At 66.0% G+C, this 23296-nt stretch carries 12 protein-coding genes and 3 rRNA genes; 10 read left to right on the top strand and 5 right to left on the bottom strand.

All coding sequences use genetic code 11. The annotated features are described in order from the left end of the window. Window positions 1-139 precede the first annotated feature (139 nt). The 7 genes from dnaE to rrf all read left to right on the top strand — a co-directional run bounded on the left by dnaE (window position 140) and on the right by rrf (window position 13347). Window positions 140-3730, top strand: a complete 3591-nt coding sequence (gene dnaE, locus DMP23_RS23515) for a DNA polymerase III subunit alpha (protein ID WP_134733743.1) — start codon at window positions 140-142, stop codon at window positions 3728-3730. Beyond that, complete coding sequence (locus DMP23_RS23510) at window positions 3730-5199, top strand: MFS transporter (protein ID WP_337822527.1); 1470 nt, start codon at window positions 3730-3732, stop codon at window positions 5197-5199. Before dnaE ends, DMP23_RS23510 begins: the two co-directional genes overlap by 1 nt. Before the next feature lie 497 nt (window positions 5200-5696). Then, complete coding sequence (locus DMP23_RS23505) at window positions 5697-6506, top strand: MerR family transcriptional regulator (RefSeq protein WP_337822526.1); 810 nt, start codon at window positions 5697-5699, stop codon at window positions 6504-6506. Window positions 6507-6607: 101 nt separating this feature from the next. Continuing rightward, on the top strand, window positions 6608-7798 hold the full coding sequence (locus tag DMP23_RS23500; RefSeq protein ID WP_337822525.1) for a low temperature requirement protein A: 1191 nt from the start codon (window positions 6608-6610) through the stop codon (window positions 7796-7798). Between the two features lie 432 nt (window positions 7799-8230). Beyond that, window positions 8231-9750: ribosomal RNA gene (locus tag DMP23_RS23495) — 16S ribosomal RNA — on the top strand. A gap of 276 nt (window positions 9751-10026) precedes the next feature. Next, window positions 10027-13146 (top strand): 23S ribosomal RNA (locus DMP23_RS23490). Window positions 13147-13230: 84 nt separating this feature from the next. Next, window positions 13231-13347: ribosomal RNA gene (gene rrf / locus DMP23_RS23485) — 5S ribosomal RNA — on the top strand. Together the 16S, 23S and 5S rRNA genes form the textbook arrangement of a ribosomal RNA operon. Before the next feature lie 116 nt (window positions 13348-13463). On the opposite strand, the gene cobF is transcribed toward rrf, so the two are convergent. Next, window positions 13464-14225 (bottom strand): precorrin-6A synthase (deacetylating), encoded by a 762-nt coding sequence (cobF, locus tag DMP23_RS23480; protein WP_337822524.1) that lies wholly within the window; start codon window positions 14223-14225, stop codon window positions 13464-13466. Window positions 14226-14338: 113 nt separating this feature from the next. Here cobF and DMP23_RS23475 point away from each other — a divergent pair, with 113 nt between their 5' ends. Together DMP23_RS23475 and DMP23_RS23470 are read left to right on the top strand one after the other, a co-directional pair. Continuing rightward, on the top strand, window positions 14339-14545 hold the full coding sequence (locus DMP23_RS23475) for a heavy-metal-associated domain-containing protein (RefSeq protein WP_037814153.1): 207 nt from the start codon (window positions 14339-14341) through the stop codon (window positions 14543-14545). 11 nt (window positions 14546-14556) lie between these two features. Beyond that, window positions 14557-16788, top strand: coding sequence for a heavy metal translocating P-type ATPase (locus DMP23_RS23470; RefSeq protein ID WP_337822523.1), 2232 nt, complete (start codon window positions 14557-14559; stop codon window positions 16786-16788). Window positions 16789-17667: 879 nt separating this feature from the next. On the opposite strand, the gene DMP23_RS23465 is transcribed toward DMP23_RS23470, so the two are convergent. From DMP23_RS23465 to DMP23_RS23455, 3 genes are all read right to left on the bottom strand, one after another. Continuing rightward, the gene (locus DMP23_RS23465) at window positions 17668-17949 is read right to left on the bottom strand and encodes a metal-sensitive transcriptional regulator (protein ID WP_009081418.1); all 282 of its coding nucleotides are present in this window, start codon (window positions 17947-17949) and stop codon (window positions 17668-17670) included. Between the two features lie 391 nt (window positions 17950-18340). After that, window positions 18341-19162: a DivIVA domain-containing protein gene (locus DMP23_RS23460; RefSeq protein ID WP_337822522.1), complete on the bottom strand. Its 822-nt coding sequence runs from the start codon at window positions 19160-19162 to the stop codon at window positions 18341-18343. Window positions 19163-19280: 118 nt separating this feature from the next. Continuing rightward, window positions 19281-20000: an MgtC/SapB family protein gene (locus DMP23_RS23455; protein ID WP_037814149.1), complete on the bottom strand. Its 720-nt coding sequence runs from the start codon at window positions 19998-20000 to the stop codon at window positions 19281-19283. Between the two features lie 83 nt (window positions 20001-20083). Here DMP23_RS23455 and DMP23_RS23450 point away from each other — a divergent pair, with 83 nt between their 5' ends. Beyond that, on the top strand, window positions 20084-20704 hold the full coding sequence (locus DMP23_RS23450; RefSeq protein WP_037814148.1) for an L-threonylcarbamoyladenylate synthase: 621 nt from the start codon (window positions 20084-20086) through the stop codon (window positions 20702-20704). Between the two features lie 990 nt (window positions 20705-21694). Here the strand turns inward: DMP23_RS23450 and DMP23_RS23445 are convergent. After that, complete coding sequence (locus DMP23_RS23445; RefSeq protein WP_337822521.1) at window positions 21695-23242, bottom strand: FAD-dependent monooxygenase; 1548 nt, start codon at window positions 23240-23242, stop codon at window positions 21695-21697. Window positions 23243-23296 lie beyond the last annotated feature (54 nt).

The raw sequence follows: 23296 nt of genomic DNA, 5'->3' as shown, positions 1-23296 counted from the left end.
GCGTCGGAGCCGCGCCCGGCCTACGAAAGAGAGAGGATCCAGACGGAGCGCTCAGACCGCGGCGGACTAGGGTGGACAGCCCGGGCCCGCCGCGTCGACCGGAGCCGGGAAGCCGTCTGCCTAGGGGAGGTTTTCGCTGGTGTCGAACGATTCTTTCGTCCACCTGCACGTCCACACCGAGTACTCCATGCTGGACGGTGCGGCGAAGATCGGTCCCCTTTTCGCGGAGGCGGCCCGGCTGAACATGCCGGCGGTCGGGATGACCGATCACGGGAACATGTACGGCGGCGACGAGTTTTATCAGACGTCGAAGAAGCACGGGATCAAGCCGATCATCGGGATCGAGGCGTACATCGCGCCGGAGTCGCGGTTTCACAAGAAGCCGGTGTTCTGGGGGCAGGCGTCGCAGCGGGGGTCGGACGAGTTCGGCGAGGGCGGCGACGTCTCGGGTGGCGGTGCGTACACGCACATGACGATGGTGGCGGGGAACGCGACGGGGTTGCGGAATCTGTTCAAGCTGTCGTCGCTGGCGTCGATTCAGGGGTATTACCGCAAGCCGCGGATGGACCGGGAGCTGATCGCGGAGAACGCGTCCGGGATCATCGCGACGACGGGGTGCCCGTCGGGCGAGGTGCAGACCCGGTTGCGGCTGGGCCAGCGGGAGGCGGCGATCCAGGCGGCCTCGGATTACAAGGACATCTTCGGGGCGGGGAACTTTTTCCTGGAGCTGATGGACCACGGGCTGCCGATCGAGCGGTCGGTGCGCGAGGGTTTGCTGGAGATCGGGAAGCTGCTGGACCTCCCGCCGCTGGCCACCAACGATTCGCACTATGTGACGAAGGACCAGGCGGACACGCACTCGGCGTTGCTGTGCGTGCAGGCGGGCAAGACGCTGAACGACCCGACGCGGTTCAAGTTCGACGGGGACGGTTATTTCCTGAAGTCCGCGGAGGAGATGCGCGAGTACTGGGACCGGGAGGTTCCGGGGGCGGCGGACAACACGTTGTTGATCGCGGAGCGGGTCGAGTCGTACGAGGACGTGTACACGCACAAGGACCGGATGCCGGTCTTCGACGTCCCTGAAGGACACACCGACGCTTCCTGGCTGCGCCACCAGGTGGCCGAGGGCCTCAAGTGGCGGTTCCCCGAAGGCATCCCGGACGGGTACGAGGAACGCTGCGACTACGAACTCGGCGTCATCGAGGGCAAGGGCTTCCCGTCCTACTTCCTCATCACCGCCGACCTCATCCAACACGCGCGGGAGGTCGGCATCCTGGTCGGCCCCGGCCGAGGGTCCGCCGCCGGCGCGCTCGTCGCGTACGCGCTCGGCATCACGAACCTCGACCCGATCCCGCAGAAGCTGCTGTTCGAGCGGTTCCTGAACCCGGAGCGCATGTCGATGCCCGATATCGACATCGACTTCGACGACCGCCGCCGCGGCGAGATGATCCGGTACGCCACCGACAAGTACGGCTCGGACCGGGTCGCCCAGGTGATCACCTTCGGCACGATTAAGACCAAGGCGGCGATCAAGGACTCCGCCCGCGTGCACTTCGGCCAGCCGGGCTACTCGATCGCGGACCGGATTTCGAAGGCGCTGCCGCCGCCGATCATGGCGAAGGACATCCCGCTGTCGGGCATCGTCGACTCGAAGCACGAGCGCTACGCCGAGGCCGCCGAGGTCCGCACGCTGGTCGAGACCGACGAAGAGTGCAAGACGATCTTCGACACCGCCCGCGGCCTCGAAGGCCTGATCCGCAACGCCGGCGTGCATGCCTGCGCGGTCATCATGTCGAGCGAGCCGCTCACCGACGCGATCCCGGTGTGGCAGCGCGACGACGGGTCGATCATCACCGGCTGGGACTATCCCTCCTGCGAGGCCATCGGCCTGCTGAAGATGGACTTCCTCGGCCTGCGCAACCTCACCGTCATCGGCGACGCGCTGGAGAACATCAAGGCCAACCGCGGCGAGGAGATCGACCTCGACCGGCTCGGCTTCGACGACCCCGAGGCGTACAAGCTCCTCGGCCGGGGCGACACGCTCGGCGTGTTCCAGCTCGACGGCGGCGCGATGCGCGACCTGCTGCGGCGCATGCAGCCGACCGGGTTCGAGGACATCATCGCGGTGCTCGCGCTGTACCGGCCCGGTCCGATGGGCATGAACGCGCACAACGACTACGCCGACCGCAAGAACAACCGGCAGCAGATCAAGCCGATCCACCCGCAGCTGGAGGAACCGCTGCGGGAGATCCTGTCCGAGACCTACGGCCTGATCGTCTACCAAGAGCAGATCATGCAGATCGCCCAGAAGGTCGCGGGTTACACGATGGGCCGAGCGGACACGCTCCGCCGCGCGATGGGCAAGAAGAAGAAGGAAGTCCTCGAGAAGGAGTACGAGGGCTTCGAAGAGGGCATGAAGTCCAGCCCGCTGGTCGAGGGCGGCTTCTCGCCGGAAGCGGTCAAGGCGCTGTGGGACACGATTCTCCCGTTCGCCGGGTACGCGTTCAACAAGTCGCACGCCGCCGCGTACGGCCTGATCGCGTACTGGACCGCCTACCTCAAGTCGAACTACACCGCGGAGTACATGGCCGCGCTGTTGACGTCGGTCGGCGACAACAAGGACAAGTCGGCGATCTACCTGTCGGAGTGCCGCCGGCTGGGGATCAAGGTGCTGCCGCCGGACGTGAACGAGTCGGCGTTGCGGTTCGCGGCCGTCGGGAACGACATCCGGTTCGGTCTGGGCGCGGTGCGCAACGTGGGCGCGAACGTGGTGGAGTCGATCATCAAGACGCGCGAGGAGAAGGGCAAGTACTCCTCGTTCACCGAGTTCCTGGACAAGTCGGAGCTGGTGGCCTGCAACAAGCGGGTGATCGAGTCGCTGATCAAGGCGGGCGCGTTCGATTCGATGGGGCACACGCGGCTGTCGATGATCCAGGTGCACGAGGACGCGGTGGAAGCCGTCGTCCCGCTCAAGCGCCAGGAAGCGATGGGCCAGTTCGACCTCTTCGGTTCGTTCGGAGCCGACGACGGAGACGCGGCCGAAGCAGCGCCGTCGTCCTCGCCGCTCGCGCACCTCAAGTTCGGCGAGGAGGAGTACCCGCGCAAGCAGCTCCTCGCCTACGAACGCGAAATGCTGGGCCTGTACGTGTCGGCGCACCCGCTCGACGGGGCCGAGCGCATCCTGCGCAAACACGCGCCGAAGCCGATCGCCGCGCTGCTCGCCGACCCGCCGAAGGAGGGCGAGGTCGTCATCTCCGGCCTGCTCACCTCGCTCGAGCGCCGGGTCAACAAGAAGGGCGAGCCCTGGGCGATCTGCACCGTCGAGGACATGGACGCCGCGCTCGAGGTGCTGTTCTTCGCCAAGGCGTACTCGATGTTCGCCGCGGACCTGGTCGAGGACAACGCGGTGCTGGTGAAGGGCCGGGTCAACTGGCGCGAGGACAAGATGTCGGTGTTCGGCGGCGGGCTCGTGCCGCTGGACCTGTCCGAGATCGGCAACGGCGACGAGGAACCGCCGCTGGTGCTGCTGGCCGCCGCGGAGAAGATCGACCAGGCCGTGGTCAGCGAGCTGAAGTCGACGCTGCTGGCGCACAAGGGCGATACGCCGGTGCACCTCAAGCTCGTCGGCAAGAACCAGACGGTCTTCGCGCTTTACGATTACCCGGTGAAGGTCAGTTCGATGCTCATCGGTGAGCTCAAGGGCATCCCTGGGATCACCGCCAACACCTGATGACCGGGGCGGAGCCGGATCCCCGCCGCTGGCGGGCGCTCGCGGTCACCCTCGCCGCCGGGTTCATGACGCTGCTGGACGTCAGCATCGTCAACACGGCTCTGCCCTCGATCCAGCGCGACCTGAACACCGGCGCGGGCACCATCCAGTGGGTGGTCTCGGGCTACGCGCTCGCCTTCGGCCTGGTCCTGGTCACCGGCGGCAGGCTCGGCGACGCGCTGGGCCGCCGCCGGATGTTCCTCATCGCGCTGGCCGCGTTCGTCGCGACGAGCGCGCTCGCCGGCGCGGCTCCGGACCCGGCGACCCTCGTCGCCGCCCGGTTGGCCCAGGGCTGCGCCGCGGGCATGCTGACGCCGCAGAACAGCGGCCTGATCCAGGATCTGTTCCACGGCGCGGAGCGCGGGCGGGCGTTCGGCATGTTCGGCGCGGTCGTCGGCATCTCCACCGCGGTCGGGCCGGTGCTCGGCGGCGTGATCCTCGCGCTGTTCGGCGACCCGGACGGCTGGCGGTGGGTGTTCTACGTGAACGTGCCGATCGGCGCGATCGCGTTCGGGCTCGCGATGAAGCTGCTGCCGCGCACAGACCGGCGAAAACTCCGGCTGCGCACGGAAATCGACTACGCCGGGATCGTGCTGCTGGCCGTCGCGGTGCTCGGGGTGCTGCTGCCGCTCGTGCAATCCGAACGGGGCGGGTTCGGCCGGTTCTGGTGGCTGTTCGGGGTGGCGATCGTCTTCGGCGCGGCCTTCGTGTGGTGGGAAAGGCGCGTCGTGCGCAAGAACCGGCCGCCGTTGCTGGACATCCGGCTCTTCACCGGCACTCCGGGCTACGCGAGCGGCGCGGCGGTCGGGGCACTGTACTTCTGCGGGTTCGCCGGGATCTGGCTGGTGTTCGCGCTCTTCTTCCAGCAGGGCCTCGGCTACACGCCGCTGCAGTCGGGGCTGGCTGTCACGCCGTTCGCGCTGAGCTCGGCCGTGACGGCGGCCGTCGCCGGACGGCTCGTGGCCCGGTTCGGCCGGAAGCTGACCGTCATGGGCCTGAGCATCGTCGCGCTCTCGCTGCTTTCGGTGGGATTGGTCGTGCAGCTGGTGCCGCCGTCGGCCGCGGGATTCGCGGTGGCCGGACCGTTGCTGATCGGCGGGATCGGCGGCGGGATGGTGATCTCGCCGAACACGACGCTCACGCTCGAATGCGTGCCGAACCGGCTGGCCGGCGTCGCCGGGGGAGCGCTGCAGACCGGCCAGCGGATCGGCACCGCGATCGGCACGGCCGTGCTGGCGTCGGTGTTCGAATCGGTGGTCGCGACCGCCGGGCACCAGACCGCGCTCACCGCGGCGATGTGCTGCGCGGGCGGGCTCACCCTGATCGCGCTGGCTTTCGCGACCCTGGAACTTCGCGCCCGCCGGCGGCGTGCCATCCTGACGGAGGACCAGCAAGCGGCGCAGTCCGCGGCGAATATTCACCGTACGTGACCACGCAACGCTGATCCTGCCTATTCGGTGAGCTACTTACCGCCACCAGGTGATACTCCATCCGGGTGACAGGTGACCTTCGCCCCTAGTGCTACTCAGAGCAACCGAGTAGACCTTATGGAGCCTTCAGAACGGCACTTTGGCTACCGACAGTGGCAATTCGCTCGATCGACCGGGGATGGGTCGATCGGTCGGACGGCCCGGGAGTCCGAAGTTCCGGGGAATGGACACCCGGAGTCGCATCCCGGTACGAAATTCGTCGGCGTCCGCGGGGGACCGTACGGCGAATCGCCGGGACACTGCCCGGAGTGGCAGGCCGAGTGCGTGCGAAGGCAACGGGGCGGGCCCGGGCGAGGGGGAACCGGGCCCGCCCGCCTTTCTTCTTCCCCGGCCTTCCCTCGGTTCCGTGAGGCTCCGGAACGCCGGGGCTGCCGCGCGCTTGACCTTCCCCTCGGGGCCGGCCCCACGCTCAGGGTGTTCCGAACGAGGGAGAACCCATGCCGGACCTGCTGACCATCGGCGCGTTCGCACGCCTGGCCCGCCTTTCGCCCAAAGCGCTGCGGCTGTACGACGAGACGAACCTGCTGCCGCCCGCCCGCGTCGACCCGGACACCGGCTACCGCTGGTACTCGCCGGACCAGCTCGAGCGGGCGCGCCGCGTCGTCCAGCTGCGCCGGATCGGGATGCCGCTGCCGCGGATCCGGACCGTCCTCGACCTGCCGCCGGAAGCGGCGGCGGCCGAGGTCCGCGCGTACTGGGACGAGCAGGAGCGGGAGTGGCGCGCCAAGCGGGAACTCGCCGGGTTCTTCCTCGACCGACTGGCCGGGAAGGAAACCCCGATGTACGACGTGTCCGTTCGCGAAATGCCCGCCCGCACGCTGCTCGTCACCTCCGAGCACCTGACCGCCGACCGGATCGGCGCATTCGCCGCCCCGCTGTTCGCGTTCTTCGGCGGCCCGGCGGTCCCGCGTCCGTCCGGTGATGCCGGACAGCCGTTCCTGCGCTACCACGGGGAAATCAGCGATGACAGCGACGGCCTGGTCGAATTCTGCTGTCCGATCGACCCCGACGGCGGGGACATCGCCTTCCCGGACATGACGCTCAGCAGCGACGACGCGGGCCGCGAGGCGTACGTCACCGTGCCGAAGGCGAACATGAATACCGCGCTCGGGGCCGAATCGCTGCACCGCTGGCTGACCGACCGGGACGTGCGGGCCGACTGGAAGCCGCGGCAGATCTTCCTCTGCGATCCCGGACAGGCCGCCCTCGACGATCCGGTCTTCGAACTGGCGGTCTGGCTGCGCTGAGGCGTCCGGTTTCACCCGGTTCCGGCTGCTCGGGATGTCGCGCTCGCGCCGCGCCGTCGATCATGTTGGGATGGCCGCGTTCTGCGGAAAGGGGAGCGCACATGGCCCACGAGTCAGTGCCGGGCAACCGGATCCGGGTGTGGTACCGGCCGATGCGACCACGCGACACCAGCGAAGGGCACCGCGCGTCGACGCCGCTGGAGCTGCTGTTCGACCTGTGTTTCGTGGTCGCCGTCGGCCAGGCTGCCGCGCAGCTGCACCACGCGCTTTCCGAGGGGCACGTCGGGCACGGGGTGCTCAGCTTCGGGATGGTGTTCTTCGCGATCTGGTGGGGCTGGCTGAACTTCAGCTGGTTCGCGTCGGCGTTCGACACCGACGACGTGCCTTATCGGCTGGCCACTCTCGTCCAGATCGGCGGCGGCCTCACCGTCGCGGCCGGCGTGGACAAAGCCTTCGAAGGCGACTTCACGATCGTGGTCATCGGGTACGTCCTGATGCGGTTGGCCGCGGTCACGCAGTGGCTTCGCGCGGCACGGCAGTCACCGGAAATCCGCACGACCGCGTACTTCTACGCGGCAGGCATCACGTTCTGCCAGATCCTGTGGATCGCCCGGCTGGCATTGCCCGGCACCGCGGGGTTCGTCGGCTTCTTCGTCGTGCTGGTCCTGGAACTCGCGGTGCCCGCGGTGGCGGAGGCGCGAACGACCACGCCGTGGCACTCGCACCACATCGCCGAGCGGTACGGGCTTTTCACGCTGATCGTGCTCGGCGAAACCGTGCTCAGCGCCACCAACGCGGTGAAGGAGGGGATCGCGGAGGGGGAGCACACCGGCGAGCTGGTGTCGCTGGCCGTCGCCGGCCTGGTCCTGGTGTTCTCGATGTGGTGGCTGTATTTCGACCAGCCGGGGCACGCCCGCCTCGAACGCGGCAACTCGCGGTGGACCGCGTTGAGCTGGGGGTACGGCCACTACCTGATTTTCGGTTCGGCCGCGGCGGTCGGCGCCGGGCTGGAACTGGCGGTCGGCTTCGACAGCGGGCAGGTGCACGTCAGCGGCATCGTGACCGCGCTGGCCGTGACGATCCCAGTCGCGGTCTTCCTGCTGAGCGTGTGGCTGCTGCACATCGGCCCGACGAACGAATGCCGCCCGATCGCGATCGGCTTCCCGGCGGCCGCGGTGCTCGTGCTCGCCGCGTCGTTCGGCCCGGCGCCGATCCACGTGACGGCGGCCCTCGCGGCAATCCTCGTCGGCGTCACGGTGATCGCGACGCACGGCGAGCGCAAGCCCGGCTGACCGGCTTCCGGCCGTGGCCGCCGTATCGACGCAGGTCAGCGGCTTGGCGCGAAAAAAGGGACCCCCCTGTTCGAGGGCTGTTTCGGGGCGTGTAATGTTCTCTTCGTCGCCAGGGAGACCGGGCGGCCGCCGGGAACACGAACCAAGCTCCCAAAGTAGTGGTAGAGTGGGTGGTCCCAAACCTCCGGAGCTGAACCAGCCCCCGACGAAGCCTTGAGCTTCCCAGGGTGTAGAGTTGGACTCCGGAAAAACAAAAGCTTGAAATAACGCATCGAGCTTGGCCTGGTTGATTCCGGGGCTGGTTCGGGGTGTGTTGCTTGAGAACTCAACAGTGTGCTAGTGAACTAAGCCAGTAGAGCTTATATGAAACCCCCTCGTCGGGGTTTCCTTTGAGAAATGATTGAGAAGTAGTCTCGATCGAACTTGAAGACATTGTTGGAGAGTTTGATCCTGGCTCAGGACGAACGCTGGCGGCGTGCTTAACACATGCAAGTCGAACGCTGAACCGGTTTCGGCCGGGGATGAGTGGCGAACGGGTGAGTAACACGTGGGTAATCTGCCCTGTACTCTGGGATAAGCCTGGGAAACTGGGTCTAATACCGGATATGACCTTTCACCGCATGGTGGGGGGTGGAAAGTTCCGGCGGTATGGGATGAACCCGCGGCCTATCAGCTTGTTGGTGGGGTAATGGCCTACCAAGGCGACGACGGGTAGCCGGCCTGAGAGGGTGACCGGCCACACTGGGACTGAGACACGGCCCAGACTCCTACGGGAGGCAGCAGTGGGGAATATTGCACAATGGGCGCAAGCCTGATGCAGCGACGCCGCGTGAGGGATGACGGCCTTCGGGTTGTAAACCTCTTTCGCCAGGGACGAAGCGCAAGTGACGGTACCTGGATAAGAAGCACCGGCTAACTACGTGCCAGCAGCCGCGGTAATACGTAGGGTGCGAGCGTTGTCCGGAATTATTGGGCGTAAAGAGCTCGTAGGCGGTTTGTCGCGTCGGCTGTGAAATCTGGAGGCTTAACCTTCAGCGTGCAGTCGATACGGGCAGACTTGAGTTCGGCAGGGGAGATTGGAATTCCTGGTGTAGCGGTGAAATGCGCAGATATCAGGAGGAACACCGGTGGCGAAGGCGGGTCTCTGGGCCGATACTGACGCTGAGGAGCGAAAGCGTGGGGAGCGAACAGGATTAGATACCCTGGTAGTCCACGCTGTAAACGTTGGGCGCTAGGTGTGGGCGACATTCCACGTTGTCCGTGCCGTAGCTAACGCATTAAGCGCCCCGCCTGGGGAGTACGGCCGCAAGGCTAAAACTCAAAGGAATTGACGGGGGCCCGCACAAGCGGCGGAGCATGTGGATTAATTCGATGCAACGCGAAGAACCTTACCTGGGCTTGACATGCGCCAGACATCCCCAGAGATGGGGCTTCCCTTGTGGTTGGTGTACAGGTGGTGCATGGCTGTCGTCAGCTCGTGTCGTGAGATGTTGGGTTAAGTCCCGCAACGAGCGCAACCCTTATCCTACGTTGCCAGCGCGTCATGGCGGGGACTCGTGGGAGACTGCCGGGGTCAACTCGGAGGAAGGTGGGGATGACGTCAAGTCATCATGCCCCTTATGTCCAGGGCTTCACACATGCTACAATGGCTGGTACAGAGGGCTGCGATACCGCGAGGTGGAGCGAATCCCTTAAAGCCGGTCTCAGTTCGGATCGCAGTCTGCAACTCGACTGCGTGAAGTCGGAGTCGCTAGTAATCGCAGATCAGCAACGCTGCGGTGAATACGTTCCCGGGCCTTGTACACACCGCCCGTCACGTCATGAAAGTCGGTAACACCCGAAGCCCATGGCCCAACCCGCAAGGGAGGGAGTGGTCGAAGGTGGGACTGGCGATTGGGACGAAGTCGTAACAAGGTAGCCGTACCGGAAGGTGCGGCTGGATCACCTCCTTTCTAAGGAGCACAACACATCCCGGCCACGGTCGGGAGTGGGCACGGTCTAACACCCGCGTGTGGTGTTGCCGGGCTTGCTCAAGGAATTGTGGAACTACTGGTTATCGCCGGCGACGGTGGATGATGTTCCTGCTCAGTACTGCGGCTTGCCGTGTGGAACGGGGGAGCGGAGTCCGGGTGGTCGGGTGTTCACTGCACGCTGTTGGGTCCTGAGGCAACACACGTTGTTTCTGGTGTGGTGTTTGAGAACTGTAGAGTGGATGCGAGCATCTTTGTGGTCAAGTTGTTAAGGGCACATGGTGGATGTCTTGGCTTCAGGAGCCGATGAAGGACGTGGGAGGCTGCGATATGCCTCGGGGAGCTGTCAACCGAGCTGTGATCCGAGGATTTCCGAATGGGGAAACCCAGCACCAGTGATGTGGTGTTACCCGCCGGTGAATATATAGCCGGTGCGGAGGGAACGCGGGGAAGTGAAACATCTCAGTACCCGCAGGAAGAGAAAACAAAAGTGATTCCGTGAGTAGTGGCGAGCGAAAGCGGAAGAGGCTAAACCGTTTGCATGTCAAGCTGTCAGGCGTTGTGCAGGCGGTGTTGTGGGACCCAGCGTCGAGGATCTGACAGTCCTCGGAATGTGCGCGCGTGTTAGTGGAACCGCTTGGGATGGCGGACCGGAGTGGGTGAGAGTCCCGTACGCGAAAACATGTTGCGTGTGTTTGTTTGGTGTTCCCGAGTAGCAGCGAGCTCGTGGAATTTGCTGTGAATCTGCCGGGACCACCCGGTAAGCCTAAATACTTCCTGAAGACCGATAGCGGACGAGTACCGTGAGGGAAAGATGAAAAGTACCCCGGGAGGGGAGTGAAAGAGTACCTGAAACCGTGTGCCTACAAGCCGTCAGAGCGTTTCGACGTGATGGCGTGCCTTTTGAAGAATGAGCCTGCGAGTTAGTGCTGCGTGGCGAGGTTAACCCGGGTGGGGTAGCCGTAGCGAAAGCGAGTCTGAATAGGGCGAAATAGTCGCGTGGTCTAGACCCGAAGCGGAGTGATCTACCCATGGCCAGGGTGAAGCGACGGTAAGACGTCGTGGAGGCCCGAACCCACTTAGGTTGAAAACTGAGGGGATGAGCTGTGGGTAGGGGTGAAAGGCCAATCAAACTCCGTGATAGCTGGTTCTCCCCGAAATGCATTTAGGTGCAGCGTCGCGTGTTTCTTGCCGGGGGTAGAGCTACTGGATGGTCTAGGGGCCTTACCGGGTTACCGAAATCAACCAAACTCCGAATACCGGTTAGTGAGAGCGCGGCAGTGAGACGGCGGGGGATAAGCTTCGTCGTCGAGAGGGAAACAGCCCAGAACACCAGCTAAGGCCCCTAAGTGTGTGCTCAGTGGGAAAGGATGTGGGATTGCCCAGACAACCAGGAGGTTGGCTTAGAAGCAGCCACCCTTGAAAGAGTGCGTAATAGCTCACTGGTCAAGTGGTCCTGCGCCGACAATGTAGCGGGGCTTAAGCACACCGCCGAAGCTGTGTCATTCACACAATACATCCGCAAGAGCTTTCGGGTTCTTGTGCAGTGGTGTGGATGGGTAGGGGAGCGTCCTGCATCCAGGGAAGCGGCCGCGGAAGCGAGTCGTGGAGGGTGCGGGAGTGAGAATGCAGGCATGAGTAGCGAATGCAGAGTGAGAAACTCTGCCGCCGGATGACCAAGGGTTCCTGGGCCAGGCTAATCCGCCCAGGGTAAGTCGGGACCTAAGGCGAGGCCGACAGGCGTAGTCGATGGACAACGGGTTGATATTCCCGTACCCGAGCATGTGCGCCCATGGCGAGGCGGTTGACACTAACCACCCGAAGCCGCGGTTGAAGTCTTCGGACGGAGGCCGTGTGTGGAGCGTGGGACCTGATTCCGTAGTAGTCAAGCGATGGGGTGACGCAGGAAGGTAGCTCCGCCAGGCGATGGTTGTCCTGGTGTAAGCGTGTAGGCCGTCATGTAGGCAAATCCGCATGGCATATAGGCTGAGACGTGATGCGTAGCCGTTTGAGGCGAAGTGGGTGATCCTATGCTGTCGAGAAAAGCCTCTAGTGAGTGCATGCACGGCCCGTACCCCAAACCAACACAGGTGGTCAGGTAGAGAATACCAAGGCGATCGGGTGAACTGTGGTTAAGGAACTCGGCAAAATGCCCCCGTAACTTCGGGAGAAGGGGGGCCAAGCACTGTGATACCCCTTGCGGGTGGAGCGGTGGTTGGCCGCAGAGACCAGCGGAAAGCGACTGTTTACTAAAAACACAGGTCCATGCGAAGTCGCAAGACGATGTATATGGACTGACGCCTGCCCGGTGCTGGAACGTTAAGAGGACCGGTTAACTCCTTTCGGGGGGTGAAGCTGAGAATTTAAGCGCCAGTAAACGGCGGTGGTAACTATAACCATCCTAAGGTAGCGAAATTCCTTGTCGGGTAAGTTCCGACCTGCACGAATGGCGTAACGACTTTCCGGCTGTCTCGACCACAGGCCCGGCGAAATTGCATTACGAGTAAAGATGCTCGTTACGCGCGGCAGGACGGAAAGACCCCGGGACCTTTACTATAGTTTGGTATTGGTTTTCGGTTCGGCTTGTGTAGGATAGGTGGGAGACTGTGAAGCGCTCACGCTAGTGGGTGTGGAGTCGTTGTTGAAATACCACTCTGGTCGGATTGGGAATCTGAACCTCGGACCATGATCTGGTTCAGGGACAGTGCCTGATGGGTAGTTTAACTGGGGCGGTTGCCTCCTAAAGGGTAACGGAGGCGCCCAAAGGTTCCCTCAGCCTGGTTGGCAATCAGGTGTCGAGTGCAAGTGCACAAGGGAGCTTGACTGTGAGACAGACATGTCGAGCAGGGACGAAAGTCGGGACTAGTGATCCGGCACCTCCTGGTGGAAGGGGTGTCGCTCAACGGATAAAAGGTACCCCGGGGATAACAGGCTGATCTTGCCCAAGAGTCCATATCGACGGCATGGTTTGGCACCTCGATGTCGGCTCGTCGCATCCTGGGGCCGGAGTAGGTCCCAAGGGTTGGGCTGTTCGCCCATTAAAGCGGCACGCGAGCTGGGTTTAGAACGTCGTGAGACAGTTCGGTCCCTATCCGCCGCGCGCGCAGGATACTTGAGGAAGGCTGTCCCTAGTACGAGAGGACCGGGACGGACGGACCTCTGGTGTGCCAGTTGTCACGCCAGTGGCATGGCTGGTTGGCTATGTTCGGAAGGGATAACCGCTGAAGGCATCTAAGCGGGAAGCCTGTTCCAAGATGAGGTATCCCACCCCATGTGGGTTAAGGCCCCCAAGAGACGATTGGGTTGATAGGCCAGAAATGGAAGCACAGTAATGTGTTGTCGAGTTGACTGGTACTAATAGGCCGAGGACTTGCCCACGAAGATGTTACGCATCCACTCTACGGTTCTGAAACACCACACCGGTCGCCCCTCGAGGGGTGGGTGTGTGTTGTTTCGGAGTGTTTCGGTGGTTTTAGCGTCAGGGAAACGCCCGGTCCCATTCCGAACCCGGAAGCTAAGCCTGACTGCGCCGATGGTACTGCAACCGAAGGGTTGTGGGAGAGTAGGACACCGCCGAACTTAACTTAAGAAAAAGGGGCGGGGCTCCGGTTGAGAATCTGAAAAGGTTTTCCCGGAGTCCCGCCTCTTTTTTTATGCCCAAAAAACCGGTGGACCGTGAGAACGGCCCGCCGCCCTCACTCCGGCCGGCGCAGCAAATACGTGTCCATGATCCACCCGTGCTGCTCCCGAGCCGCGGCCCGCGTCTCCCGGATCTTCGCCGCCAGCGCCTCGTCCAACGGCCCGGACAGCAGAATCTCGTCCGGGGTTCCGACGTACGCACCCCAGTAGATCCACAGCCCCTGATCCGCGTACTGATCGAACGTCGTGTGCGCGTCGAGCAGCACGAAGACGTCGTCGGCGTCACTCGGCCAGCCCTCGGCCAACCGGCGACCGGTCGTGAGCTGCACGGCGCGGCCGATCTGGTTCATCGTCGTGCGATGCCGGGCCACCAGCGCGGAGATGCTGCTGATCCCCGGCACGACCTCGTAGTCGAACGCCACGTTCCCGCGCGCCAGCACGGCCTCGATCAACGCGATGGTGCTGTCGTACAGCGCCGGGTCGCCCCAGACGAGGAACGCGCCGGTCTCGCCGTCGGCCAGTTCGTCGCGGATCAGCCGCTCGTAGACGTCGGTGCGGAGCTGATGCCAGTCAGCGACCGCGGTGCGGTAGTCGGCAGGCTTCCGGTCGCGATCGGGGTCCTTCGCGCTCACCACGCGATACCCCGGACGGCTCACGAACCGCTCCAGTATCTCCTGGCGCAGCTGCACCAGGTCGGCCTTCGCGCTGCCCTTGTCGAGCACGAAGAAGACGTCGACGCGATTGAGCCGGTCGACCGCCTGCATCGTGAGGTGTTCCGGGTCGCCGGCACCGATCCCGATCGCGTAGATCTTCCGCATCCTTGCAGTCTCTCCCGGCGGGTAACCGGGTTCACGACAGGGTCCCCTGGCATGCCGCTACCCCCTAGGGGTATAAAGGAGGAGCAAGCGGAGAGACGATAGGGAGTGTGGCGATGACCGAAACGACTTACACCGTCGAGGGCATGACGTGCGGGCACTGCGTCGGATCGGTGAAAGAGGAGGTAGGCGGCCTGGCCGGCGTGCAGACGGTCGACGTCGACCTCGCCACCGGCGCCGTGAAGGTCACCAGTGCGGAGCCGATCTCGCGCGAGGCCGTCGAGGCCGCGGTCGCTGAGGCCGGCTACCAGGTCGTCGCGTAAAAAGGAGTGACATGAGCACCACGACACCAGCCCCCGTGCAGTCGGTCGAACTCGCCATCGGCGGGATGACCTGCGCGTCGTGCGCTGCTCGGGTCGAACGGAAGCTCAACAAGGTCGACGGCGTCACCGCGAGCGTCAACTACGCGACCGAGAAGGCGCACGTCGAATACCCCTCCACGGTTTCGGTCGACGACCTGGTGGGCGTCGTCGAAGCGACTGGGTACACCGCGCAAGCGCCGCAACCGGAGAAGCCCGAAGAACCCGAACAGGACGAAACGCGGCCGCTGCGCGACCGGCTGCTGTACTCGGCGATCCTCACCGTGCCGGTGATCGTGCTGGCGATGGTCCCCGCGCTGCAGTTCACGAACTGGCAGTGGCTGTCGCTCACGCTCGCCGCGCCGGTCGTGGTCTGGGGCGCCTGGCCGTTCCACCGCGCCGCCTGGACCAACCTCCGGCACGGCGCGGCGACGATGGACACGCTGATCTCGCTCGGCGTCTCGGCCGCCACGCTGTGGTCGCTGTACGCGCTGTTCTTCGGCATGGCGGGCATGCCGGGCTTGCGGCACGGCTTCGAGTTCAGAGTGTCCGGGGGCTCGGGAACCGACAACATCTACCTCGAGGTCGCGGCGGGCGTCACCACGTTCATCCTCGCCGGACGCTACTTCGAGGCAAGGTCCAAGCGTCGCTCCGGCGCTGCGCTGCGGGCCCTGCTCGAACTCGGCGCGAAGGACGTGACGGTCCGGCGCGACGGCCGCGAGCAGCGGATCCCGGTCGACCAGCTTCGGGTCGGAGACACGTTCGTGGTGCGGCCCGGAGAGAAGATCGCTACCGACGGCGTGGTTACCGACGGTAGCTCGGCTGTCGACGTGAGCATGATTACCGGGGAATCCGTACCGGTCGAGGTCGCAGTGGGTGACGGCGTGACGGGCGCGACGGTGAACGTCGGCGGCCGGATCGCAGTGCGCGCGACACGGGTCGGCGCGGACACGCAGCTCGCGCAGATGGCCCGGCTCGTGGAGGAAGCACAGAACGGCAAGGCCGCGGTCCAGCGACTGGCCGACCGCGTCTCGGCGGTGTTCGTGCCGATCGTGCTGGTGCTGGCTGTGGGCACGCTGGTCACCTGGCTGCTGACCAGCGGAAACGTGACGGAGGCGTTCACCGCGGCGGTAGCGGTGCTGATCATCGCCTGCCCGTGCGCGCTGGGACTCGCCACCCCGACCGCCCTGCTGGTCGGCACCGGCCGCGGTGCCCAGCTCGGGATCCTCATCAAGGGCCCGGAGGTGCTCGAATCCACTCGCCGGGTCGACACCGTGGTGCTTGACAAGACCGGAACCGTCACGACCGGGCGAATGAGCCTGGTGGACATCCACGTCGGCGAGGGTGTCACGGAACGTGAACTGCTGCGCTACGCAGGGGCAGTCGAGCACGCCTCGGAGCACCCGATCGCGAAAGCAATCGCAGACGGCGCCCGCGAACGAGTCGGCGACCTCCCGTCGGCGACCGAGTTCCGCAACACCGAGGGCCTGGGCGTCTCCGGCCTCGTGGACGGCACCGCTGTCCTCGCCGGCCGCGCAGCCTTCCTGGCCGACTGGAGCGTGAAGGTCGACGACCAGCTGTCCTCGGCGAAGACCGCAGCAGAAGAACGAGGCGCGACGGCAGTCTTCGTCGCATGGGACGGCGTCGCCCGGGGTGTGCTGGTGGTCGCGGACACGATCAAGCCGACGTCCGCCCAAGCCGTCGCCGAACTCCGCGCGCTAGGCCTGAAGCCGGTCCTGCTGACCGGCGACAACGCCGGTGCCGCGCGAGCGATCGCCGACGCCGCGGGCATCACCGAGGTGGTCGCCGAGGTAATGCCCGAGGAAAAGGTGGCTGTAGTGAAACGCCTGCAAGCCGAAGGCCGAGTGGTGGCCATGGTGGGCGACGGCGTCAACGACGCAGCCGCCCTCGCCCAAGCCGACCTCGGCCTGGCGATGGGCACGGGAACGGACGCAGCGATCGAAGCCGGCGACCTGACGTTGGTCCGAGGAGACCTGCGCGCAGCAGTAGACGCGATCCGCCTGGCCCGGCGCACGCTGGGCACGATCAAGGGAAACCTGTTCTGGGCGTTCGCCTACAACGTCGCCGCACTGCCGCTGGCAGCGTTCGGCCTGCTCAACCCCATGATCGCAGGCGCGGCGATGGCCTTCTCGTCCGTATTCGTGGTGTCGAACAGTCTGCGCCTGCGGCGGTTCCGGGCTGCGTGATGTGCCTGGACCAGTGAGTGGCTTGGCCGGGCCGTGGTGGTGACTGTTTCGGTCAGCATGGTTTGCCTGCGGACGGGCCAGCGACTGCGATGGCCCCGGTCGGCTTGACCTGGCCGGGACCATCGCAGCGGCCGCGGCGGTCTCAGTCGGCTTTGATGTGCCTCGGGACCGCCAGCGGCCGTGCCGATTAGGGTCGGCGTGATGTGGCTGGGACCGGCGAGTGGCCGTGCCGGTTCGGGTCGGCGCGGTGCGCCTCGGACCAGCCAGCAGTTGTGACCGTTCGGCTTGGCCTGCTGTGCCTGGGATCGGTGAGCAGTTGTGACTGTTCGGATTGGCTTGCTGCGCCCGGGGTAGGCGAGCAGTCGCGACTGTTCGGATCGGCGTGGCGCGCCTGGGATTGGCGAGCGGTTGTGCCGGGTCGGCGTGGTGTGCCTGGGACCGGCGAGCGGTTGTGCCGGTTTCGGTCGGTGTGGTTGCGCCAGGAAACGGCCGACGGCGGTTCCGGGCGGCGTGGTGCAGCGAGGGACCGGCCAGCTTCTACGACGGTCGGGTTCGGCTTGGCTTAACGGCGACGGGCCAGCGGCGGGAGTTACCGCTGCTGGCCCGTTTTGCCGCCTGCCCTTGCTGCTGGCCTGCATGGCTGTCCGCGCTGATCGGTCCGGTCGTGGCAGCAGCCTTGCTGGCTCGCCCTGCACAGCCGGCGGGGAACTACCTCAGAACACCTCAGCCAGCCGGTAACCGCGGCGAGGGTCCGTTCACTCCGACTTCAGCCCATGCTTCTGAGCACCCGGACTTGTTCTCCGCCTGCGGCGGCGAAGCGCTTCTATGTCCTCTCGGCCTGGGAAACACCGGGCCGAGGTCGCGCCGGGGAAAACTACTTCAGGAACGCACCAACCGGGCGATCGCGTCCGAGGCCTCGCGCACCTTCAGGTCCGCTTCCTCCCCGCCCGCAGCCGCCGCTTGGACGACGCAAGTCGCCAGGTGCTCGTCGAGCAGCTCCAGCGAGAAGGACTGCAGCGCCTTCGTCGCCGCGGACACCTGCGTCAGGATGTCGATGCAGTACTTGTCCTCCTCGACCATGCGCTGCAGGCCGCGGATCTGCCCTTCGATCCGGCGAAGGCGCTTGAGGTAGGCCTCTCGTTCACTGCCGTAGCCGGTCATCGCACATCGTCCCTTTTTCTCGGCATCCCCGTTGGTTCACCGTCAAGTATACCCACCCGGCGTATCCGGGGCGGGCGTTCAGCCAGTGGTGGCGCCCTCAACGACTTCGCTCAGCGCAGAGGTCCGGCATCGGTCTGGCGCGGGTTGACGGCATCCTCGGTCCATCATCGCGGGCCACCCGGACGCCGAGACTATTCCGGCCGCTGTCGAGAGGTCGGAGTTTCGCGGTGGTTGCCCGCCGCGCCTGCCGTGCCTGCCGCGCGCGGGGCGTTCGGTCAATCGGGACGGCATCGGCGACGTCGGTGAGCGCACCGGTCCCGCCGTCGGACCAGCTCAAAGTCGGCGTTCGCGGTGGTTGACCGCAGAGCCGCTGTGCCAGGCGGGCCAGTGGTTAGCCCGTCGGGGCGGCCTCGGCGACTTCAGTGAGTGCGGAGGTACGTCGCTGATTCGGCACGGGGGTGCCGTCCGGGGCGAGGTCGGCGTTCGCGGTCGCCAGTAGTTCGCGGGCTCCGCGCAGGGCGGCTTTCACCCGTTGCTGGACAGCGGCGAGTTCGGCGACCCGCTGTTCGGCGTCGGCGACGATGCGGGTCGCGTGGTCGGTGGCTTGGCGGACGTGCGAGTCGGCTTCGGCGCGGGCGGCGGCGGTGCGGTCGGCGATTTCGCGGAGTGCGTCGATGCGGCGGTCGGCCAAGGTGCGCGTGAGGTGTTCTTCGAGCCGCTTGCGTTCCTTCGCCGCCGCTTCGTCTGCGGCTTGGCGTTCTTCGACTGCGCGGCGCAGCAGATCTTCGTGTTCTCGCCGCTGTTGCTCGCGATCCGCGGCGACAGCTTCGACGAGCGCGCGTTCCTTTTCGGTGAGGCGGACGGCTTCTGCCTTGGCGTCAGCGATGATCCGCGCGGCGGTGTCCTCGGCGCGGGCGGTGATCTCCGCGGCTTCCTCGCGCGTCAGCTCGACCATCCGGCGCGAGCGTTCCTGCAATGCGTCCGGCTCGATGGGGGTGCGGCTGATCCGGTCGACCGTCGCGCGCAGTTCGCGATTGCGCTCGGCGAGTTCGGCCGCCTGGTGTGCCGCGGCGTCGCGTTCCGCGGCGAGGCGCCGGAATTCCGCCTCGACCCACGTGACGAATTCTTCGACCTGGCCGCGCTGATAGCCGCGCCAAGCCGAGTCGAAGGACGGCCGGACGGCCATCAGGTCCTCGCCACCGCCAGGGGCCATGCTCTCACCTCCCATTTGGATGGTTTCTCCTCGGCGCTCGTTTTTCTTGCCGCACCGGGGTTTCCGCACTGCCTCCAGTGTGCCTGAAGTCCGGCGATCCGTGGGAGCCTGGGGCGGGTCAATCTTCGAGCGGGTCTTCGGAGCCTGTCGCAGTGCTTCGCACGCCGGGCAATTCGGCCAGTTCCGCGGTGAGGTCGGCAAGATCGCCGCGCCCCTGCAACAGCAATGTGACGACCGCGATCCGTTGCCCCTCTTCGGAAACTGTCTCGCGATCGACCGCCACCCGGTGGACTGCCCAGCCTCGATCGGTGCAAGCCGCGAGTACGGCCCGCAGCACGCCGTGCCCGTCGTTATAGCTCAACCGGAGGATCGGCGGCTGCCGCCGATGACGCGCGACGAACCGGGAAAGCGGCGGGAATCCGCGAGTGATCACGACGAGCCCGGCGGTGGTCGCGACGGCCAGCACCGGCAGTCCGGCACCGCACGCGACACCGACGGCCGCCGCGAGCCAGACGGTCGCCGCGGTCGTGAGGCCGCGCACCGCGTCGCGGCGCACGAAGATCAGCCCCCCGCCGACGAACCCGATGCCGGACACGATCTGCGCGGCGATCCGCGACGGGTCGAGCGCCACGTGCTCGATGCCGAGCAAATCGGCGAAACCGTATTTCGACACCAGCATGAAAACCGCCGACCCGACGCCGACCAGCGTGTGCGTGCGCAGGCCGGCCTGTTTGTTGCCGACCTCGCGCTCGATGCCGATCACCGTGCTCAGCAGCAGGGCGAGCAGCACCGGCGGCAGCAGTTCCCACTGTTCGCCGGTGGACCAGAGAGCATGCACGGACGTACCTCCTCGCCCGTCACAATGCCCGGCCCCCGGAGAGCCCGCGCGCCCGGCCCGGCCGGCACGCCTAAGCTCGGGCAATGGCCCGCTACTTCGACGTGCACCCGCAGAACCCGCAGCGCCGCGCGCTCTCCCAGGTGGTCGACCTGCTGCGCGACGACGGGCTCATCGCCTACCCGACCGACTCGTGCTTCGCGCTCGGCTGCCGCATCGGCAACCAGCAGGGGATGGAACGGATCCGCACCATCCGCAAGCTCGACCACCGGCACCACTTCACGCTCGTGTGCCAGGACTTCGCCCAGCTCGGCCAGTTCGTCCACATCGACAACGCGGTGTTCCGGGCGATCAAGGCCAGCACCCCCGGCGCGTACACGTTCATCCTCCCGGCGACGAAGGAAGTCCCGCGGCGGCTGCTGCACGCCAAGAAGAAGACCGTCGGCGTGCGGATCCCCGACCACGTGGTGACCCAGGAACTGCTCGGCGAACTGGGCGAGCCGATCCTGTCGAGCACGCTGCTGCTGCCCGATTCCGGCGAGCCCCTCACCCAGGGCTGGGAGATCAAGGAAGAACTCGACCACGTACTGGACGCCGTCATCGACTCCGGCGACTGCGGCGTGGAACCCACCACGGTGATCGACTTCTCCTCCGGAGAGGCGGAGGTCGTGCGGCACGGGGCAGGTGACCCGTCCCGGTTCGAGTGAACGGGGTCGTCATCGGTCTTGTCTCCTCCTGACGGGGTTGTGTTCGATCCTGCTGCGGGCGGCGGCTCCGGCCCGCTCGGCGCGACGGTTGTTGACGCGGTTTTGCTCGACTCGACGGTTGCTCCTGACAGCTTCTTGACGCGACGGTTCTTATCTGGGCGGCTATTGACACGGGCTGAATGAACCGACGCCTGCGGTGACGGCAGCTTGGAGCGACTGCCCTGCACATGCAGCGACCGTTCCGCCCGCGCCGCTCGGCTTGGGATGCTCGCGGCGAGGCTGCCAGCGCAGGTCGCGTGGCGGGCGATCGCCGCTCCGGCCTGCTGCGGACACGAGCGCGCACGCCAGCGCATGCCACTCGAAGTGCTGGCCACTCCAAGTCGGTCCGCGCATGCCACGCGAAGTGCCGACCACATCGGGTCGGTCGGCGCACGCTATGCGAAGTGCCGACCACGCCAGGTCGGTCGGCGCACGCTACGCGAAGTGCCGACTGCGCCAGGTCGGCGGACGACCGCGCAGGTCGCTAGCGGGCCTCCACCTCATGCAGGCTGCGGAAGGTTCTCGTCGCCCGAGGCACCGAGCACCCTCGGCGGCGACCCTCACAATCTGTTCGCACACCCAGCGTTCACGCACAGCCGGTAGCTGCTCCAGCGTGTCTGTTGACCCTGGTCCTGGCTCTCTGGACTTCTCTCGCACGCAGGAGCATGCCGTTGGCGTGGGCCGCAGCGATCCTCGCTGTCATCGGCGGCAGCTGCTGCGGTCTCGTTCAGGCACGAGCCGCGGTAGGTGCGGGCTGGCACGGTGGCGCGGTTCGACCTGGTCAGGAGAAGCAGCGGCGGATCGCATCCGGTGGGGTGCCGAAGCGGGCTGGCAAGGTACCGGCACCGAGGGTCCGCGCTCTCAGGTGTGTTCGATCAAGGCTCCTTTCATGCGTCGAAGGTGGGCAGCTTCAGTGCGCGGGGTGGGCGAACCCGAGCACCGTCGAAGAGATCACACAGTTGCCTCCGCAGGGGTGTTGAGCAGGCGAGACAGGGCGTCCGCGAGCGGGACCTCCGACGAGGAATGCCAGCCGACGATGGCGTCCGGCCGGAGCAGCAGCGCGCCGTCTGAAGGCAGTTCCGTCTCGGCCAGCCATGCCTCGTCCGCGACCGGGACGAGGCGGAGGCCTAGCCGGTTCGCTTCGGCCGTCCACCGAGCACTGTCCGGGCCGCAGAGCAAGGTGAGGCCAGGCATCGCCAAGTCCACTGTGGACGTCGTGGCGTCGAGCCAGGCGTGCGGCACCCGGGTGCCTGGGCGACCGGCCGGGGCATAGCGGTCTTCCGGTGCGGGACCGCGTCCGTCCGGGACGAAGGCACCCTGTTCGTATTGCACGCCGAACAGCGCGGCGAGCGGGTCGATGCGCGGCGCGTCGTCGCTGGTGATCGTGGCGAGCATCGTGCCGAGATGGCCGCTGGCCATGCTGGAGAACTCCGCCGTCGCGTACCCGATCGGGTACCGCTCGGTGTGGTAGGTGTCGAGCAGGGCAGGCGTCGCTGTGCCGGCCAGCACTGCGGCGAGCTTCCAGGCCAGGTTGGCTACGTCTGCGATCGCGGTATTCGCACCCGCGGCGGCCATCGGCGGCATGGCGTGCGCAGCGTCGCCGGCCAGGAAGACCCGTCCGGAGGAGAAGCGGTCGGCCACGTACATCCCTGATTCCCAATGCATCCGGCTGAGCACTTCCACCTCGAGGTCCGGCACGCCGACGACAGTGTGCAGCAACTCCCGCCAGCCGTCCTCGCCCAGGGAGTCCGACCCGGGGAAGTCGGAGGTGGAGAAGAGCCAGCGGTCGGTGCCGTTGACCGACACGAACGCGCCGGAGGCGGCCGGGTTTTCGATCCGACACAGGTTGAACGGTTTGTCCCGGACGAGCTCGGCGAGATCGGCGCGGAAACAGACGTCCAGGTTGTCGGCCAGGTGCCCGTGCCCGCTGCGCGTAATCCCGAGCGCGGTGCGGATCGGACTGCGCGCGCCGTCCGCCGCGATCAGATATTCGGCGCTGACCTGGTACGGCTCGCCGTCAGCCGGGCGCAGGTGGGCGGTGACCCCAGTGTCGTCCTGTTCGAACGACACCAGTTCGGTGCCGAAGCGAACCGACACGCCTCGCTCGACCGCGGCCTGCCTCAGCACCGGTTCCAGCACGTCTTGCGGGCACAACACGCTTGGCGCGGGGCTGAGGTCGGGCATTTTCGCGTGCTGGACGAGCCGTTCGCGCAAGGTATCGGTGACCTCCGGCCAGGTCGCGTCGGCCAGCGTGGTGCCGGAGAGCATCCCGGTGAACGACGCGAGCGGTGCGCTCGCTTGCTCGACCTGGTCCATGAGGCCGAGCCAGCGGAACACCTCGGTGCTGCGCGGGTTGAACCGGCGTGCTTTCGGCTGCGGGGACGTGCCAGCGTGCTTCTCGACCAGCACCGGCGCTACTCCCTCGCGGTGCAGCAGCAGCGCCGCGGTGAGTCCGGCGATCCCTCCGCCGCAGATCAGAACAGGAATTCGTGCAGTCATCTCATAACCCCCAGGGTCGTGTACGTCGTACATCTTGTGTACGTTGTACATGAC

This window comes from Amycolatopsis sp. A1MSW2902 (assembly GCF_017312175.1).
Classification (GTDB): domain Bacteria; phylum Actinomycetota; class Actinomycetes; order Mycobacteriales; family Pseudonocardiaceae; genus Amycolatopsis; species Amycolatopsis nivea.
The sequence above is the reverse complement of the archived record's forward strand: the minus strand, read 5'-3'. Positions and strand labels throughout refer to the sequence as shown.

Excerpts from the sequence above, each read along its gene's own strand:
- DMP23_RS23470 (WP_337822523.1), top strand. The coding sequence starts at position 14,557 with ATGAGCACCACGACACCAGCCCCCGTGCAGTCGGTCGAACTCGCCATC.
- DMP23_RS23510 (WP_337822527.1), top strand. The coding sequence starts at position 3,730 with ATGACCGGGGCGGAGCCGGATCCCCGCCGCTGGCGGGCGCTCGCGGTC.
- DMP23_RS23505 (WP_337822526.1), top strand. The coding sequence starts at position 5,697 with ATGCCGGACCTGCTGACCATCGGCGCGTTCGCACGCCTGGCCCGCCTT.
- DMP23_RS23445 (WP_337822521.1), bottom strand. The coding sequence starts at position 23,242 with ATGACTGCACGAATTCCTGTTCTGATCTGCGGCGGAGGGATCGCCGGA.
- DMP23_RS23465 (WP_009081418.1), bottom strand. The coding sequence starts at position 17,949 with ATGACCGGCTACGGCAGTGAACGAGAGGCCTACCTCAAGCGCCTTCGC.
- DMP23_RS23475 (WP_037814153.1), top strand. The coding sequence starts at position 14,339 with ATGACCGAAACGACTTACACCGTCGAGGGCATGACGTGCGGGCACTGC.
- DMP23_RS23500 (WP_337822525.1), top strand. The coding sequence starts at position 6,608 with ATGGCCCACGAGTCAGTGCCGGGCAACCGGATCCGGGTGTGGTACCGG.
- DMP23_RS23450 (WP_037814148.1), top strand. The coding sequence starts at position 20,084 with ATGGCCCGCTACTTCGACGTGCACCCGCAGAACCCGCAGCGCCGCGCG.
- DMP23_RS23460 (WP_337822522.1), bottom strand. The coding sequence starts at position 19,162 with ATGGCCCCTGGCGGTGGCGAGGACCTGATGGCCGTCCGGCCGTCCTTC.
- cobF (WP_337822524.1), bottom strand. The coding sequence starts at position 14,225 with ATGCGGAAGATCTACGCGATCGGGATCGGTGCCGGCGACCCGGAACAC.